General features: G+C 49.0%; 15 protein-coding genes. All 15 read left to right on the top strand.

Annotated features, from left to right (window positions below):
- The first annotated feature begins 15 nt into the window (after positions 1-15).
- The 15 genes from smc (at position 16) to KQJ23_RS14860 (ending at position 16,062) form a co-directional block, all read left to right on the top strand.
- On the top strand, positions 16-3,588 hold the full coding sequence (gene smc, locus KQJ23_RS14930) for a chromosome segregation protein SMC (RefSeq protein WP_216479697.1): 3,573 nt from the start codon (positions 16-18) through the stop codon (positions 3,586-3,588).
- Positions 3,589-3,610: 22 nt separating this feature from the next.
- The gene (ftsY, locus tag KQJ23_RS14925) at positions 3,611-4,612 is read left to right on the top strand and encodes a signal recognition particle-docking protein FtsY (protein ID WP_216479663.1); all 1,002 of its coding nucleotides are present in this window, start codon (positions 3,611-3,613) and stop codon (positions 4,610-4,612) included.
- A gap of 106 nt (positions 4,613-4,718) precedes the next feature.
- Entirely contained in the window at positions 4,719-5,363 is a 645-nt protein-coding gene (trhA, locus tag KQJ23_RS14920) for a PAQR family membrane homeostasis protein TrhA (RefSeq protein WP_216479662.1), read from the top strand.
- Positions 5,364-5,686: 323 nt separating this feature from the next.
- Positions 5,687-6,040: a putative DNA-binding protein gene (locus KQJ23_RS14915; RefSeq protein WP_216479661.1), complete on the top strand. Its 354-nt coding sequence runs from the start codon at positions 5,687-5,689 to the stop codon at positions 6,038-6,040.
- Between the two features lie 24 nt (positions 6,041-6,064).
- Positions 6,065-7,444 (top strand): signal recognition particle protein, encoded by a 1,380-nt coding sequence (gene ffh / locus KQJ23_RS14910; protein WP_216479660.1) that lies wholly within the window; start codon positions 6,065-6,067, stop codon positions 7,442-7,444.
- Positions 7,445-7,506: 62 nt separating this feature from the next.
- The gene (gene rpsP, locus KQJ23_RS14905; protein WP_044478319.1) at positions 7,507-7,779 is read left to right on the top strand and encodes a 30S ribosomal protein S16; all 273 of its coding nucleotides are present in this window, start codon (positions 7,507-7,509) and stop codon (positions 7,777-7,779) included.
- A gap of 22 nt (positions 7,780-7,801) precedes the next feature.
- Entirely contained in the window at positions 7,802-8,032 is a 231-nt protein-coding gene (locus KQJ23_RS14900) for a KH domain-containing protein (RefSeq protein ID WP_044478320.1), read from the top strand.
- A 96-nt stretch (positions 8,033-8,128) separates the two neighbouring features.
- Positions 8,129-8,647, top strand: coding sequence for a ribosome maturation factor RimM (gene rimM, locus KQJ23_RS14895; protein WP_216479696.1), 519 nt, complete (start codon positions 8,129-8,131; stop codon positions 8,645-8,647).
- Position 8,648: 1 nt separating this feature from the next.
- Complete coding sequence (gene trmD, locus KQJ23_RS14890) at positions 8,649-9,395, top strand: tRNA (guanosine(37)-N1)-methyltransferase TrmD (protein WP_216479659.1); 747 nt, start codon at positions 8,649-8,651, stop codon at positions 9,393-9,395.
- Between the two features lie 109 nt (positions 9,396-9,504).
- Complete coding sequence (locus KQJ23_RS14885) at positions 9,505-9,654, top strand: hypothetical protein (protein ID WP_216479658.1); 150 nt, start codon at positions 9,505-9,507, stop codon at positions 9,652-9,654.
- Between the two features lie 405 nt (positions 9,655-10,059).
- Positions 10,060-10,770 (top strand): response regulator transcription factor, encoded by a 711-nt coding sequence (locus tag KQJ23_RS14880; protein WP_216479657.1) that lies wholly within the window; start codon positions 10,060-10,062, stop codon positions 10,768-10,770.
- Between the two features lie 6 nt (positions 10,771-10,776).
- Positions 10,777-12,417, top strand: coding sequence for a sensor histidine kinase (locus KQJ23_RS14875; RefSeq protein ID WP_249529784.1), 1,641 nt, complete (start codon positions 10,777-10,779; stop codon positions 12,415-12,417).
- A gap of 123 nt (positions 12,418-12,540) precedes the next feature.
- On the top strand, positions 12,541-14,190 hold the full coding sequence (locus tag KQJ23_RS14870; RefSeq protein WP_216479656.1) for a type 2 periplasmic-binding domain-containing protein: 1,650 nt from the start codon (positions 12,541-12,543) through the stop codon (positions 14,188-14,190).
- A gap of 84 nt (positions 14,191-14,274) precedes the next feature.
- Positions 14,275-15,165 carry an ABC transporter permease gene (locus KQJ23_RS14865; protein WP_430522306.1) on the top strand — a complete coding sequence of 297 codons (891 nt, stop codon included), beginning with the start codon at positions 14,275-14,277 and terminating at the stop codon, positions 15,163-15,165.
- Between the two features lie 9 nt (positions 15,166-15,174).
- Positions 15,175-16,062 (top strand): carbohydrate ABC transporter permease, encoded by an 888-nt coding sequence (locus KQJ23_RS14860; protein ID WP_216479654.1) that lies wholly within the window; start codon positions 15,175-15,177, stop codon positions 16,060-16,062.
- Positions 16,063-16,088 lie beyond the last annotated feature (26 nt).

The raw sequence follows: 16,088 nt of genomic DNA, 5'->3' as shown, positions 1-16,088 counted from the left end.
GGTGATCGTGAAGGTATGTTTTTGAAACGGATCGAGCTATCAGGCTTTAAATCGTTTGCCGACAAGACGGAAATGGAATTCGTCCGCGGTATTACCGCCGTGGTTGGACCTAACGGAAGCGGCAAGAGCAATATCTCCGACGGAATCCGCTGGGTTCTGGGAGAGCAGAGTGCCAAGAGCTTGCGCGGCGGCAAGATGGAGGATATTATCTTCGCCGGCAGCGATGCCCGCAAAGCGGTTAACTATAGCGAGGTATCCTTGACACTGGATAATAGTGATCATGTGCTTCCGCTGGATTTCAATGAGGTTACGGTAACCCGGAGGGTGCACCGCAGCGGGGACAGCGAATATTTGATCAACAAGCAGTCTTGCCGGCTGAAGGATATTACGGAGCTGTTCATGGATACCGGGATCGGCAAGGAAGCTTATTCGATTATCGGACAAGGACGGATCGAGGAAATTCTAAGCACCCGTTCCGAGGATCGCCGGGGCATCTTTGAAGAGGCATCCGGTATTGTCAAATACAAAAGCCGCAAGCGAGAAGCACGCCGAAAGCTTGACGAGACGGAACAAAACCTGCTGCGTATTCACGATCTGGTCAGTGAACTGGAGGACCAAATCGGCCCGTTGAAGGATCAATCCGAAAAAGCGTTGAAATATAAAGAGCTCCGAGAGCAGTTGAAAAATAAAGAAATATCGCTCTATGTCCATCAAATTGAACAGATTCATACGAGCTGGAGCGATGCCAATACGAAGCTGAACCGGCTGAAGGAAGATCAGACCGCCTTGTCAACGGTAGTGTCTGCGCATGATGCCGGGCTGGAGAGCGACAGACTTGCTCTTCGCCAGATTGAGGATAAGATTGAGCAGCTGCAAGGTCAATTGCTTGAATTTAGCGAAAGCTATGAGAAGAATGAAGGCTATGGCGAACTGCTCAAGGAGCGCGCCAGAAACCTGGTGCAAAACCGGGAACAGCTGCGGCAGTCCCTGGAGGTCAGTGAACAGCGCTATGCTCAGCGTGCATCGGAGATGGAGGAGCTTGCGGCCAAGGTTGCAGCTGCCGAGAAGCAGTTGAACGAGCTGCGGACCCAACTTTCTGCGGAGGAGGCTAAATTAGCCGGGGTAACAGGCGGGATCAGTCAGGCCCAGGAGGAAGGACTGAAGGGTCAGCTTCTGGAGATTATGAACCTGATGGCCCAGACCCGCAACGAAGTCCGTTATGCCGAGCAGCAGAAGGATGATGTACAGCGCCGGATGACCCGTTCTGAAGAAGAAGGGGTCAAATGGCAGGAAGAGCTGGAACGCTTGAAGGGGAAGAAGGCGGAGCTTGAGCAAGCACTTGCCGGACTCGGTGAGGAGATATCTGCCCTGCGCGGGAAATATATCTCCGAGAGCGAGCGGGTTCAATCCCTCGAGAAGCTGGTGGAAGAGAGCCGAAACGGGATCCGCAAGTGGGAGCAAAAGCGTGAAGCGCTGATTTCCCGAAGAGACACGATGAAGGAAATGGATGATGATTTCGACGGCTTTGCACTTGGGGTTAAGGAGGTGCTTAAGGCAGCCCGCAAATCTGCGCTTCACGGCGTGCATGGTGCGGTTGCCGAATTGATCACCGTTCCCGAGAAGCTGGAGATCGCTGTGGAAACTGCGCTTGGCGCGGCTATGCAGCATATCGTGATGGAGAATGAAGGCGTCTCGCGCCAGGCTATCGCATTTCTGAAGCAGCGTCAGCTGGGACGCGCTACATTCTTGCCGCTGGACGTTATACGACCGCGTCAAATCTCGCCGGCTGATAAGCGTCAGCTGGAGGATGCCGATGGCTTTGTGGGCATCGGAGCCGACCTGGTCGGTTTTGAAGCGCGCTATGGTGATATTGTCGGCAGTTTGCTGGGGAATGTCGTGTTTGCTACGGATTTGGAACGGGCAAATAAAATGGCGGCACGCTGCCAATACCGTTTCCGGATCGTAACACTGGAAGGCGATGTGGTCAATGCCGGCGGTTCGATGACCGGAGGCAGCCAGCATCGCAAGAACAGCAACCTGCTGGGAAGAAAGCGCCAGTTGGAGCAGCTTGCGGCAGACATCGCCGAGAGCGAATCTATGCTGGACAAGCTGCAGAAGGGACTTGCCGACGTGCGGGAGCAGCTCCAGAGCGCAGAAAGCGGACTGGAAGGCCTGCGTGAAGCGGGTGACCGCAAGCGTGCGGAGGAGCAGACGGTGGCAGGCGATCTGAAGCAGCTCAATCACGAATGGCGTCACGTGTCCGAGCAGTTCGAATTGTATGGCCAGGAAAAGGGACACTATCTGAAAGAGTTGGAGAACCTTGATAAGGCCAAGGCTGAAGCCGAGCAGAAGCTGGTACAGCTTGAGCAGGAGGAGCAGCAGGTTCACCAGTCGATTCATGCAGCTGAATTTGCCCGCAAGGCGAATGAATCGGCGAAGGAAGAGCTGCAGGATACATTGACCGAACTCAAGGTCAAGGAGGGCAAGCTCGATCAGGAATGCTTCTCGGTTCGTGAGCAGCTTCGCCGCTCCGAGGAAGATTGCACGATCATGAGACGCGAGCTGGAACAAAATCGCGCCATTATGCAGTCCATTGAGGCGGATCTTAAACAAAATGAAGAGCAAAGCGTCACGCAGCGGGAAGACTTGAATGATTTCAAGCTCAAGAAGGAGCGTGCCGGCGAACAATTGGAACTGGAACGGGCTTCCCGTGCTTCCCTGGTCCGCAAGCTTGAGGAAGGCGAAAGCGAGACCAAGGAGCAGCGCATCGCACTAAGAGCGGTTGAGGAGCAGCTTCGTCAGACCGAGATTCAGGCCAACCGCCTTGACGTGGAGCTTGACAATATTCTTCGGAAGCTGGCGGATGATTACGAGCTTAGCTATGAACGGGCTAAGGTCCTCTATCAAGTGCCGGAGGATGTTCCGCAGACACAGAACGATGTCCGAGAGCTGAAACGCCAGATCACGATGCTTGGCGAGGTGAATCTGGGGGCAATTGAGGAATATCAGCGAGTAAATGAACGCTACGAGTTCCTTAGCGAGCAGAAGAACGACCTTGTTGAAGCCAAGACGACGCTTTATCAGGTGATTAAGGAAATGGACGATGAAATGTCCAAACGCTTTAAGACGACCTTCGATGCCATTCGCCGGGAATTCTCGATCGTCTTCACCAAGCTGTTCGGCGGCGGCCGTGCGGATTTGATCCTGATCGATCCGGAAAACCTGCTGGAGACCGGGATCGATGTGGTGGCCCAGCCGCCAGGCAAGAAGCTGCAGAATTTGCAGCTGCTGTCAGGTGGAGAACGGGCGCTTACAGCTATGGCGCTGTTGTTTGCTATTTTGCAGGTGAAGCCGGTGCCTTTCTGTGTGCTCGATGAGGTCGAGGCGGCGCTTGATGAAGCCAATGTGACGCGTTTTGCTCAATATTTGCGCGAGTTCTCCGAGCAGACCCAGTTTATCGTGGTCACGCACCGCAAAGGGACGATGGAGGAAGCCGATGTACTGTACGGCGTAACGATGGAGGAAGGCGGTGTATCCAAGCTCGTGTCCGTCAAGCTGGAGGACGAAGAGACGATGGAAATCGCCTAAGGGATATTTCAGGAGGGAAGCCATGAGCTTTTTTAAAAAACTGAGAGAGAGTATTGCTACGAAAACAGAGACGGTGACCAAGCAGTTTAAGGACGGCCTGGAGAAAAGCCGCAAAGGCTTCGTCGAAAAGGTCAGCGACTTGATCACCCGCCGCAAGAAGATTGATGAGGAATTCTTCGAGGAGCTCGAAGAGATTTTGATCGGTGCGGATGTCGGCGTGAATACAGTAATGAAGCTGGTTAAAGAGCTGCGCGACGAAGTAAGAAAGCAGCGGATCGAGGATCCGGCGGAGCTGCAGCCGATTCTGTCGGAGAAGCTGGTGGAGCTGCTGCGCGGAGATGAAGACAATGAAATCGCGATGAGCCCGGATGGAATCACGGTGATTTTGTTTGTCGGGGTGAACGGGGTTGGCAAGACCACAACGATCGGCAAGCTGGCCCATCATTTCAAGCAGCAGGGGAAAAAGGTCATCATGGCCGCAGGGGATACGTTCCGTGCCGGTGCGATTGAACAACTGGAAGTATGGGGCACCCGCGTCGGGGTCGAAGTGATCAAGCAGCAGGCTGGAGCTGATCCGGCAGCGGTAATGTACGACGCCGTTCAGGCCGCCAAGCAGCGAGGAGCAGATATACTGCTTTGTGATACCGCAGGCAGACTGCAGAACAAATCGAATCTGATGGAGGAGTTGAACAAGATTTTCCGTGTCATTCAACGGGAAATTCCTGGCGCACCGCATGAGGTCTTGATGGTACTGGATGCTACAACTGGTCAGAATGCGCTTAGCCAGGCCAAGCTCTTCGGCGAAAAGAGCGGCGTCACCGGGCTGGTGCTGACTAAGCTGGACGGTACGGCGAAGGGCGGTATTGTTATTGCAATCCGTCAGGAGCTGAGCTTGCCGGTGAAGCTGGTTGGTCTCGGCGAGAAAATGGAAGACCTGCAAAAGTTCGATTCGGAGCAGTTTGTGCATGGGTTATTCGCAGGACTTATTGCTGAAGATCCCGAGGAAGCCGAGGAGACGGAGTAGCCTTTACGTGCGGGTTCAAAAAACCTCTTTATGGGAATAACCGTCACGCGTATGGGCGCAAGAGCATACATTTTTAACAAGTTCGTTTTTAAAGGAGGTGTAGAGGATGGCCAACACACATACTTACCCGCGGCGAGAAGAAGTCGCCAATGCCATCACTCATGGAATCGGCGCACTGCTCAGTGTTGCTGCACTAGTGCTGCTGATTGTCTTTTCTAGTATCAAAGGTACGGCCTGGCATGTGGTCAGCTTTACGATTTATGGTGTAAGCATGCTGCTGCTTTATATGAGCTCGACGCTGGTTCACAGTTTCAAAGAAGGCAAAGTGAAGGATCTGTTTGAGATCTTCGACCACTCCTCCATTTATATCTATATCGCAGGAACATACACTCCATTTATGCTGGTGGCTGTTCGCGGACCGCTTGGCTGGAGCCTGTTCGGCATCGTATGGGGAATTGCGTTGTTTGGCGTACTGTTCAAGGCCTTTTTCACAAAAAGGTTCCTGTTCATGTCCACGATCTTCTACGTCGTGATGGGCTGGCTAATTGTAATCGCCTGGGGCCCGCTAAGTGCGGCGATTCCGGCCACAGGCATTACGCTGCTGATTACAGGCGGGCTTATGTACACGCTGGGAACCGTATTTTATGTATGGCGGGCATTCCCGTACCATCATGCGGTCTGGCATCTGTTTGTTCTTGGAGGAAGTGTTACACACTTCTTCGCGATCCTGCTGTACCTGCTTCCGCATTGATCTAGCGATTGTATAAGCTGCTTTTGTTAGCGGATTTCTCCGGTGAACCAAGTTTCTGACTACGGAGAAATCGGCAGCAAGGCGGCTTTTTTATGTAGCTGTAACTTTGTGAACGGATTTTTCCCTTGCCGGAGCTTAGTCCGATCAGTGATATTCGTACACAACAGCAATCGCAAGCACACTTTACACGTTGCCCGCCACGACATGCGCTCTCTTCTTGCAGCCTGTTAAGGGAAAATGCTTGACATTGATACCCCATTTCGATATGATAAGGAACGTTGATACGTTGTAAAGTGTTTTTCCTTGACGGAGGGGGTGCCCAGATGAGTCAAGAAAATCGGCTTGAGAAGACAAACCGCATCAACCTGTTGTTTGACTTTTATGAGAAGCTGCTTACTGAGAAGCAGCAGACGTTTATGAGATATTATTTCCTGGATGACTTCTCCTTGGGCGAGATTGCTTCCGAATTCAGTATTAGCCGGCAAGCGGTGTACGAGCACATCAAGCGGGCGGAAGAGATGCTGGAGAATTACGAGGACAAGCTGGGTTTGCTGCGCAAGGAAGAGGCGCGCAGTGAATTGTTGACCTCTGTGGGGCAATTGATACAAGATAGTGGAATGACTGGGTTACATAAAGAAAAGGCAATGGAGCTGCTGCGCAAGGCAGTAGAACTATAACGAAGCAATGGAGGTGATCCGATCATGGCATTTGAAGGCTTGACGAGCAGATTGCAGAACGTATTCAGCAAGCTGCGCGGAAAAGGCAAGGTGTCCGAAGAAGATGTTAGCGAAGCGATGCGCGAAGTGCGTCTGGCCCTGCTGGAAGCTGACGTTAACTTTAAAGTGGTCAAGGAATTCATCGCCAAGGTAAAGGAAAAGGCCATAGGCAGTGAAGTGATGGACAGCTTTACACCAGGCATGGTCATCATCGACATCGTAAACAAGGAAATGACGGAGCTGATGGGCGGCAGCCAAGCCAAGCTGGCGAAGAGCAACCGTCCGCCGACTGTTGTCATGATGGCAGGCTTGCAAGGTGCCGGTAAGACAACGACTTCGGCTAAGCTGGCCAAGCTTTTGCTGAAGGGCAATCATCGTCCGCTTCTAGTCGCCGGAGATATCTATCGTCCGGCAGCGATCAAGCAGCTTCAAGTATTAGGCGAACAGATCAAGGTTCCGGTCTTTACCCTTCCTGAGGGCAATAGTCCGGTAGAAATTGCACGTCAGGCTTTGCAGCATGCGAAGGATAACGGCAATGATTATCTCTTGATCGATACGGCAGGCCGCCTGCATGTTGATGAAGCGCTGATGGAGGAATTACGGCAAATCCATGAAGTAACCAATCCGGATGAGGTGCTGCTGGTTGTCGATGCGATGACAGGGCAGGATGCGGTTAATGTTGCGGAGAGCTTTAATCAGCAGTTGACGCTGACCGGCGTTGTTCTGACGAAGCTGGACGGAGATACACGCGGGGGTGCTGCGTTATCCGTCAAGGCCGTTACGGGCTGTCCGATCAAGTTCGCCGCGCTCGGTGAGAAGATTGATGCTCTGGAGCCGTTCCATCCGGAGCGGATGGCTTCCCGGATTCTCGGGATGGGGGATATGCTCTCTCTGATTGAGAAGGCCCAATCGAATATCGACGCCGAGAAAGCCAAGGAAATGGAACGCAAAATGCGGAATGCAGAGTTCACGTTCGATGATTTCCTGGAGCAGATGGAACAGGTGAAAAAGCTTGGGCCGATTGACCAGATCATGGATATGATCCCTGGCATGGGCAAGATGAAGCAGATGAAAGACGTTAAGGTCGACGAGAAGCAAATGGGCCGCGTTGAAGCGATCGTGCATTCCATGACCAAGGAAGAGAAGCAGAATCCGGATATGATCAATCATAGCCGCCGCAAGCGGATTGCAGCTGGCAGCGGAACGACGCTGGCTGATGTGAACCGGCTGATCAAGCAGTTTGATGAAATGCGCCGGATGATGAAGCAGTTCTCGGATATGATGGGGCCTAAGGGCAAAGGCAACAAGATGATGAAGCAGCTCACCAAAAAGGCGGGCAAAGGAATGAAATTTCCGTTCCGGTAAGCCTTCTGGTGCATACCGGATGAAATAAATGATAGTTTGATTCTTTAAAGGAGGTGAATTTCGTGGCAGTTCGTATTCGTTTGAAACGCATGGGTGCTCATAAAGCTCCTTTCTATCGTATCGTGGTGTCGAATTCCCGTTCCCCGCGTGACGGCCGTTTTATCGAGGAGATTGGTTACTACAATCCGGTTGCACAACCGGCAGTAGTGAACATCGACGAAGAGAAAGCGTTGAAATGGCTGCAAGACGGTGCACAAGCATCTGATACCGTTCGCAACTTGCTCAGCAAAGCAGGCGTTATGAAGAAATTTCATGAGTCCAAGCTTCAGAAATAATTGCTGATTCGGAGGGTCTCTAATGGAACAATTAGTCGGCGTTATTGCGAAGGCTCTTGTTGATCATCCGGACGATGTCCGTGTGAAGACTGTGGAGAAGGATCACCTGATTGTATATGAACTGACCGTACATCCTGATGATGTAGGGAAGGTCATCGGTAAGCAGGGAAGAATCGCCAAAGCGCTTCGCACGGTTGTGACATCGGCAGCCGTTAAGATGGATAAGCGGGTTACCGTGGATATCATGTCTTAAAGATATACGAAAGCGGGCTAGGAGGATTATCCTAGCCCGTTTTCGTACATGCTGAAGCTGAATGAAACGGAGCTAGAGAGTATTTGGGAGGTAACTATGTCAGATTCATTATTGTCAGTTGGAAAAATTGTTAATACGCATGGAATTCGCGGTGAGCTGAAAATTTGGCTCCAGACCGATTTCCCGGAGGTGCGCTTTGCGCCAAAGGCGAAGCTGCTTATTATACATCCGGAGCATGGTGAGCAGATTACGGTTACCGTAGCTGCTTCAAGACCTTATAAACAGATGTATATCGTCCAATTAGCTGAATTCAATAATATTAACGATGTTGAGAAATACAAGGGATATGAGGTAAAGGTATCTAAAGAGGAAAGTGTAGAATTACCGGAAAACGAATACTATTTCCATGAAATTATCGGCTGCAATGTGGTTGATGACGAGGGAAAGGAGCTTGGCGTCATTCAAGATATCTTGCGTCCCGGGGCAAATGATGTTTGGGTTGTAAAGATGCCGAATCGTCAAGAACTGCTTATTCCTGTCATCGATGATGTGGTGCTGGATGTCGATGTTGAATCCAAGCTGGTCAAGATCCACTTGATGGAAGGGCTGTTGTAGCATGCGGATGGATGTGCTGACGCTGTTTCCGGAAATGTTTGAGGGCGTATTTACGAGCAGTATCTTAGGCAAGGCTCAGGAAAAGGGCATTGTGTCGCTGTCAGCCGTTAATTTCCGTCAATATGCAGGCAATAAGCATGGGACAGTTGATGATACGCCGTATGGCGGCGGCGGCGGGATGGTACTAAAGCCAGACCCGATTTTTCGCGCGGTTGAGGATTTGCTGGACCGGACGGAGCAAGGCACGGTCCCTCGGATTATCTTGATGTGCCCGCAAGGAGAGACCTTTACACAGCGTAAAGCAGAGGAACTTGCGCGTGAAGAACATCTGATTTTTATTTGCGGACACTATGAGGGATATGATGAGCGGATTCGCGAGCATCTGGTGACGGACGAGCTGTCCATTGGCGATTACGTGCTGACCGGAGGGGAGCTTCCGGCCATGGTCGTCATTGACAGTATCACACGGCTTCTGCCCGGCGTGCTCGGCAATGAGTTAAGCGCGGTAACGGATTCATTCAGCACAGGACTGCTGGAGTACCCGCATTACACCCGACCGGTAGAATTTCGGGGCTGGAAGGTGCCGGATATTTTACTCAGCGGTCATCATGCCAACATCGAGGACTGGCGGCGGCGGGAAGCGTTGCGAAGAACATGGCTTAGACGCCCTGATCTGCTGGAGCGGATGGAACTTTCGCCAAAAGAGCAGAAATGGTTAGCGGAGCTGCAAGTGAACGAGGAGCATTAATTTCGGTAAAAGCATAGAAAGCTGTCAACTTTCTTTATGTTGTTGCATATCATGCAAAGTTGGGTAATAAAATTAGGCATGATTTCAAGGCAGCAAGGAGGAAGCATAGATGGATGTGGAGTACAGCTCCGAAATGGAGCAAGTGCAGGCCACACTGGATGGCCGGCAGCAACATTCCAAAGATACAGCAATTCAGGAGGAGGAAGAACGCCTGATTACTGTGGATGATATTTTAAACTTCTATAGCAATAGGCACTAAATAACGAGGCACGAATCTGATAACCAGGTTCGTGCCTTGTATTGTTGTTAGGAAACATATTTAGCGCAGCTATTCAGTGGGATTGGCCGCTATGGCTTATTTATTCTCCTTGTGAATGATATATCATGGTATATTGCCGCATTTCTATTATTATTGCTGGAAAGGCAAGGACATAAAGTAATAAATCTGCCCTTCTTGCAAGTGGGATAAGCATGTTTGTATACCAAGACCTAATTATTTTGTCTTATTTACATAATGACATCATATTAATATACTATATAAAAGAATTGAAAGCGTTTTACTGAATAACAACGATATGTCTATCAAACCGTCCCTGACTTCGGATCTGTTACAGGGCGGCGTCCCAAGTTCATTTAACCAGGATTTAATCGAGGAGGAAGCAGGATGATGAATGTGCTGGTAGTCGATGATGAACATACGGAACGCGAGGGAATCAAACAATTAATTGATCAATATCAATTCCCTTGCCGGGTGCTGGAGGCGGAGAATGGATCGGCAGCCGAAAAAATCCTGAACAGAACGGCTATCGATATTTTGTTTACCGATGTCAAGATGCCCTTAATGAACGGAATCGAACTGTGCAAAATGGCGCGAAAGTCTCAGGAGAACTTGAAAATCGTCATTTGCAGCGGTTATGGGGAGTTCGAGTATGCGCGCAGTGCCATGAAGCTCGGAGTGATTAATTATTTGCTGAAGCCGCTGGTTCTGGATGAATTTCTGGAGGTCATGGAGGAAATTACCCAGGAAAAGGCCTATCAAGAGCCGGATCAAGTCACCCAGGAGTCCAAAGTCATTCAGCAAGTGAAGGAGTTTATCAAGAACAATTTCCAGCGGGACGTCTCCTTGTCTGAAGCGGCAAATGAGGTGTATCTTTCACCCGGCTACTTGAGTATTTTGTTCAAGAAAGAAACGGGAGAAAACTTCTCGAAATACTTGACGGATTATCGACTGCGCAAGGCCAATCATCTACTGACACAGTCCAATATGAAAATAAATGATATTGCTGAATATGTCGGGATCGAGAACCCCTCTTATTTCTGCAAGCTATTCAAAAATAAATACGGAGTCAGTCCGGCTCAGTACCGAAAGAGTTGACCTGAGATGCCGATGCTGATCCGTGTGTTTAAGGATAAATTCAACGACCTGAAATTTCGCGACAAGCTGCTGCTGTCTCATTTGATCATTGCGCTTATTCCGATCTTGTTGTTGGGGCTGCTTTCTTTTTTTCAATCCTACCTTACCCAGATGAATGAAATGAACAGTGAAGCCAGGTCCAGCTTGAATCAAACCTCCAATATTCTCGACTACAAAATTAACCGTTATAACATGCTGAGCGAATTTATCGTTTTAAACCGGGAATTCTCAAGGGTGTTTCTGAAAAACTACCAGAACAATTATTTTAATATGTATTTAGATTTCAGAGATGTCGTGGACCCCTTGATCTCGCAAATCAAGTTCATGGATGCGGACATCGAAGAAATTAATTTTTACACCTCCGGAGACCTGCTTGGCGTCCGCGAAAATATACGGCCCTTAAGCGAATTGAAGAGCAAGCCTTGGTTTGACGAAGGCTACAGCAAGCGTTGGATCGTTTATGACCGGCAGGTTTTTTTGCAGCAGCAATTGATCGGTAATCAGAAGAAAAGCAATTTTATGGTCATCACCATCAATTATGACAGCATCTTCTCCAGTATAGGCCGTTTGTCCGATCATATCTCAGCCACGATAAAAAATGGAAAGAATGAACTGATTTATCCGGAAATGCCCCTAGTAGTCAAATCCGGCAAGCAAACCGGGCTGAAGCAAGCACTGGAAAATAACGATTGGACGTTGGAATATACGGTTTCCCATACGAATGCTTATAAAAATGCGCTGACGATTTTTAAAATTACTTTCGTCGTGATCCTGGTAAGCCTGCTGATTACTTTCTGTCTGATTTATATTTTCTCCAGCAGCTTCACCCGCAGGATTGTGCATCTTAAAAACAAAGTCGACAAGGTGGAGCAAAATAATCTGGGCATTATTATCCAGAGCCATTCCAAAGATGAATTCGGGGAGCTCGCGAATGGCATCGGAAGGATGCTGCGCCGCATCAACAGCTTGATCAACCAGGTATACGAGGCTGAGATCGCCAAGAAGGAAAGTGAATACAACCGGTTAATCGCTCAGATTAATCCGCATTTTCTATACAACACCTTATCATTTATGAATTGGCGAGCCTTAAAAAAGCAGGATATTGAAACCAGCTATATGGTGGGAACTCTGGCGAAGTTTTACCGAACGGCGCTCAATAAAGGAAAGAATCAGGTCACCATCAAGGATGAGCTTGAGAATATAAGGGCTTATCTTGATTTGCAGCTTATTTTGCATGACGGAAGCTTCGAAGTGGAGTACCGGGTGGATCCGCAGCTGGAGAATGTTCGGATTATCCATTTCATCCTGCAGCCGATTGTGGAAAATGCAATCAAGCACGGCTTTGCTGAGGCCGGAGAGAAGGAGCATCAACTGATAATCTTCGTCTATTTGGAGCGGGGAGAGCTGAAAATGAGAGTAGATGACAACGGTGTTGGAATGTCACCGGCCCAGCTGCAAAAACTGCCGACCGAAGAAAGCAGCGGCTATGGCGTCAGAAATGTGAACGAGCGCATCAAGCTGTATTACGGAAAGGCTTACGGTCTGGAATTGATCAGTACATTGCAGGAGGGAACTTCCGTAATCATTACGCTCCCTTACCATCCATAGAACACGCCTCTTGGTATGATTCAAAACCCATGCAAATTCTGCTATAAATCAAAAAAACGTTACATAGAAACAGAATTTGTAAGCGAATACAATTGGAGCATAACCAGTTAAGGGGGTTCAAGAATGAAGAAAAGATGGAAGATCGCTTTTGCGCTGACGATGAGTCTCAGTTTGCTTGCGCTTAGCGGATGCGGAGACGGGAATAGCAGCGGCAGTGGAGGGAATAGTGCGGACACGGCAGTAATTGATGATGCGCAAAAGTTTGATCCCTATGGGAAATATGAAACTCCGGTTGAATTCACTATTGGGCGCAACACCAACCATGTCGACAATCTTCCGGAGGGAGATACCATTGAGAACAATATGGCGACCCGCTATGTTGAGAGCAGAGTCAACGTAAGAGCCAGACTTGCCTGGGAGACCGATGATATGGACCAGAAGCTGTCGCTATCCATGACGACAGGGGATCTGCCCGACGTAATGACTGTAGGACGAGATATTCTGAATCAATTGGTAGATAATGATTTGATTGCCGATTTGACTGAGGTTTATAACAAAACGGCTTCTCCCGGTATGAAGGAGATATACGGCACATACGGCAGTTTGCTGATGGATCAGGTTACTTTTGACGGAAAAATTATGGCTCTGCCCCATACCAATATCGGCAATCAGCATCAGCTGCTGTGGATCCGTAAGGATTGGATGGATAAAGTGGGGGCTCCAACTCCTACCACGCTGGAAGAGGTTTGGGATTTGGCCAAAACCTTTATAGAACAGGATGTTTCCGGGACAGGAAAGACCGTCGGTTTCGTCATGGATCAGAATGCGATGAATTTTTCGCCTGTATTTGCCGCTCATGATGCTTTTCCAGGCTTTTGGATCAAGGATAATGAAGGAAACGCGATATACGGCTCCGTTCAGCCGGAGATGAAGAATGCGCTTGGAGACTTAGCCCAGCGATACAAGGAAGGCTTAATCGATAAGCAGTTTGCCGTACGGTCCAATGAAGAAAAGGAAGCTCTCGTCATTAAAGGAGAGGCAGGTATGCTGTTCAACCCTTGGTGGATCGGATATACGAACTACAAGGATACGATCAAACAGAATCCCGAGGCGGTCTGGATTGCAGTATCCGCACCGGTCGATGAGAACGGAAAGTTCAAGACGATCCGGCAGGATCCGGCAGGAAGCTTTACCGTGGTAAAGAAAGATTACGCTCATCCCGAAGCCATTATGAAATCAATCAATCTGACAACCGATTTCTTGTACTCCCTCACCGACGATGCTGTCCAATACAAAAAGGAGCATGCGGATGAAGGAATGACGGATAACAGCAGATGGAACAATGAGCCGACACAAATTCCGATGCAAATTGATTATAACGATGTGTTGAAACGATATTATGACGATATCATCCAGGCTGATGAAGCTGGGGACGACAGCAAGATTCAAGCGGACCGTCTGGTGTCGCTGCATGCCTATCAAGATTTTAAGAAGAACGGCAACAACATCGACGTCAATACCTACGGAGAATATTTATCGCGGATCGAGGGCCAAAGGGAAGCCAATAACCCCAATCTGGAAGTCATTCCGGCTGCCTTCTACGGTACGACGGAAACGATGAAAATGAAGTGGGCTAATCTGAAGAAGATGGAAGAGGAGATGATCCTGAAGATTATTATGGGGGAAGCGCCGCTGAACGATTTTGACAAATTCGTTGAAACATGGCATAAGACCGGCGGAGACGAGATCATGGCCGAGATTAATAACAAGTAATTTTAAGCGCAGGATGTGATGAACATGAATCGGACTGAAGTTGGCTTAGACATGAAGCCTCAAGTGTCGCTGCGCAAGAGCCGGATGCGTAAACGGCTGGATGGAATGACTTATCATTTGATGTTGGTCCCGGGCATGATCATGCTGTTTATTTTCTCGATTATTCCTATGTTCGGTGTGCTTATGGCGTTTCAAAGATTCATTCCAGCTAAGGGGATCAGCGGATCCCCCTGGATTGGACTTGATAACTTCACCTACATGTTTCAACTGCCCGACAGCAAGCAAATTTTTGTGAATACCTTGGTTATTGCGGTCGGGAAAATTATACTGGGCCTGCTTGTACCGATCATTTTCGCTTTGCTGCTTCATGAGGTGCGGCTTAAATTGTTCAAAAGCACGGTGCAGACGATTGTTTATTTGCCTCACTTCATGTCTTGGGTTGTTCTGGGGACGATGCTGACCATGATTTTTTCCTATGACGGGATGGTCAATAATTTTCTGGAGCTTCTGGGAATGGAGCGGATTATGTTCCTGGCCAGCAATACGTGGTTCCGTCCGTTGCTGATTATAACGGATACCTGGAAGGAATTTGGCTATGGAACCATCATCTATCTTGCAGCGCTCACGGCCATTAATCCTGCTCTATACGAATCGGCTGCGCTCGACGGGGCCAACCGCTGGCAGCAGATGCTCAACATTACGCTGCCTGGCATCTTTCCGACCATTATTCTGCTGGGTACGCTTAGTCTGGGGAATGTTTTGAACGCGGGATTTGATCAGGTGTTCAACATGTATAATCCGCTGGTCTATGAGACCGGCGATATTATTGATACATTCGTCTACCGGATGGGGCTAATCAATATGCAATATTCGTTCGCTACCGCGATCGGATTAATGAAATCCGTGATCAGCTTCGTGCTTATCATCATCTCCTACAAGCTGGCGTCCAAATACGCCGGGTACAGGATTTTCTAGGAGGACTTTATGGTACAGTCTCATACCTTAGCATCGCGAATGGTTAATGTTGTGATCACGGTCTTGCTGATTGTTATCGCCTTTTTGTCTCTGGCGCCAATGCTCAATACGATCATGATTTCGATCAGCAGTAGCGCTGCCGTTAATGCGGGCGAAGTCAATTTTATCCCTATCGACATCAATTTTTCTTCTTACGAAAAAATTTTGAATGACTCCAAATTTTGGCGCGCCTTTCTGATCTCTGTGGAACGGGTTGTCCTGGGCGGCGGCATCAATATGCTGCTGACGATCCTGATGGCCTATCCTTTGTCCAGAAGCGTTGGTCAATTCCGGTCCAGAAATATCTATATGTGGATCATCATTTTCACGATGCTGTTCAGCGGGGGGATTGTTCCGTGGTATATGGTCATCAGTGAATTGAAGCTGATCAACACAATCTGGGCGCTTGTGCTCCCCGGGGCGGTTCCTGTATTTAATGTTATTCTGCTGATGAATTTTTTCAAGGGCATTCCGAAGGAGCTGGAGGAAGCGGCATTTATGGACGGCGCCGGACCGCTTAAAATTTTATTCAAAATCTTTCTGCCCGTATCCTTGCCCAGTCTGGCAACGATCATGCTCTTCGTCATCGTCGGGCATTGGAACAACTTTTTTGACGGGATCGTGCTGATCAATGACAGCAACAAAATCCCGTTGCAAACCTATCTTCAGCAACTCAGCCTGACGAGAGATCAGATGCAGAATCTGACGGTCGAGCAGCTCCAGCAGTACAACAAAATATCAAATACCACATTGAACTCGGCAAAAATCCTTGTGTCCATGATTCCGATTATGCTGATTTACCCTTTCCTGCAGCGTTACCTGATTCACGGAATCGTGCTTGGTTCGGTTAAGGAATAAAAAAGAATGCCAACAAAGGAGGTTAA

The sequence above is a fragment of the Paenibacillus brevis genome, from assembly GCF_018919145.1.
In the GTDB taxonomy this organism is placed as follows: Bacteria; Bacillota; Bacilli; order Paenibacillales; family Paenibacillaceae; genus Fontibacillus; species Fontibacillus brevis.
The sequence above is the reverse complement of the archived record's forward strand: the minus strand, read 5'-3'. Positions and strand labels throughout refer to the sequence as shown.

Excerpts from the sequence above, each read along its gene's own strand:
- smc (WP_216479697.1), top strand. The coding sequence starts at position 16 with ATGTTTTTGAAACGGATCGAGCTATCAGGCTTTAAATCGTTTGCCGAC.
- ftsY (WP_216479663.1), top strand. The coding sequence starts at position 3,611 with ATGAGCTTTTTTAAAAAACTGAGAGAGAGTATTGCTACGAAAACAGAG.
- trhA (WP_216479662.1), top strand. The coding sequence starts at position 4,719 with ATGGCCAACACACATACTTACCCGCGGCGAGAAGAAGTCGCCAATGCC.
- KQJ23_RS14915 (WP_216479661.1), top strand. The coding sequence starts at position 5,687 with ATGAGTCAAGAAAATCGGCTTGAGAAGACAAACCGCATCAACCTGTTG.
- ffh (WP_216479660.1), top strand. The coding sequence starts at position 6,065 with ATGGCATTTGAAGGCTTGACGAGCAGATTGCAGAACGTATTCAGCAAG.
- KQJ23_RS14900 (WP_044478320.1), top strand. The coding sequence starts at position 7,802 with ATGGAACAATTAGTCGGCGTTATTGCGAAGGCTCTTGTTGATCATCCG.
- rimM (WP_216479696.1), top strand. The coding sequence starts at position 8,129 with ATGTCAGATTCATTATTGTCAGTTGGAAAAATTGTTAATACGCATGGA.
- trmD (WP_216479659.1), top strand. The coding sequence starts at position 8,649 with ATGCGGATGGATGTGCTGACGCTGTTTCCGGAAATGTTTGAGGGCGTA.
- KQJ23_RS14885 (WP_216479658.1), top strand. The coding sequence starts at position 9,505 with ATGGATGTGGAGTACAGCTCCGAAATGGAGCAAGTGCAGGCCACACTG.
- KQJ23_RS14880 (WP_216479657.1), top strand. The coding sequence starts at position 10,060 with ATGATGAATGTGCTGGTAGTCGATGATGAACATACGGAACGCGAGGGA.
- KQJ23_RS14875 (WP_249529784.1), top strand. The coding sequence starts at position 10,777 with ATGCCGATGCTGATCCGTGTGTTTAAGGATAAATTCAACGACCTGAAA.
- KQJ23_RS14870 (WP_216479656.1), top strand. The coding sequence starts at position 12,541 with ATGAAGAAAAGATGGAAGATCGCTTTTGCGCTGACGATGAGTCTCAGT.
- KQJ23_RS14865 (WP_430522306.1), top strand. The coding sequence starts at position 14,275 with ATGCGTAAACGGCTGGATGGAATGACTTATCATTTGATGTTGGTCCCG.
- KQJ23_RS14860 (WP_216479654.1), top strand. The coding sequence starts at position 15,175 with ATGGTACAGTCTCATACCTTAGCATCGCGAATGGTTAATGTTGTGATC.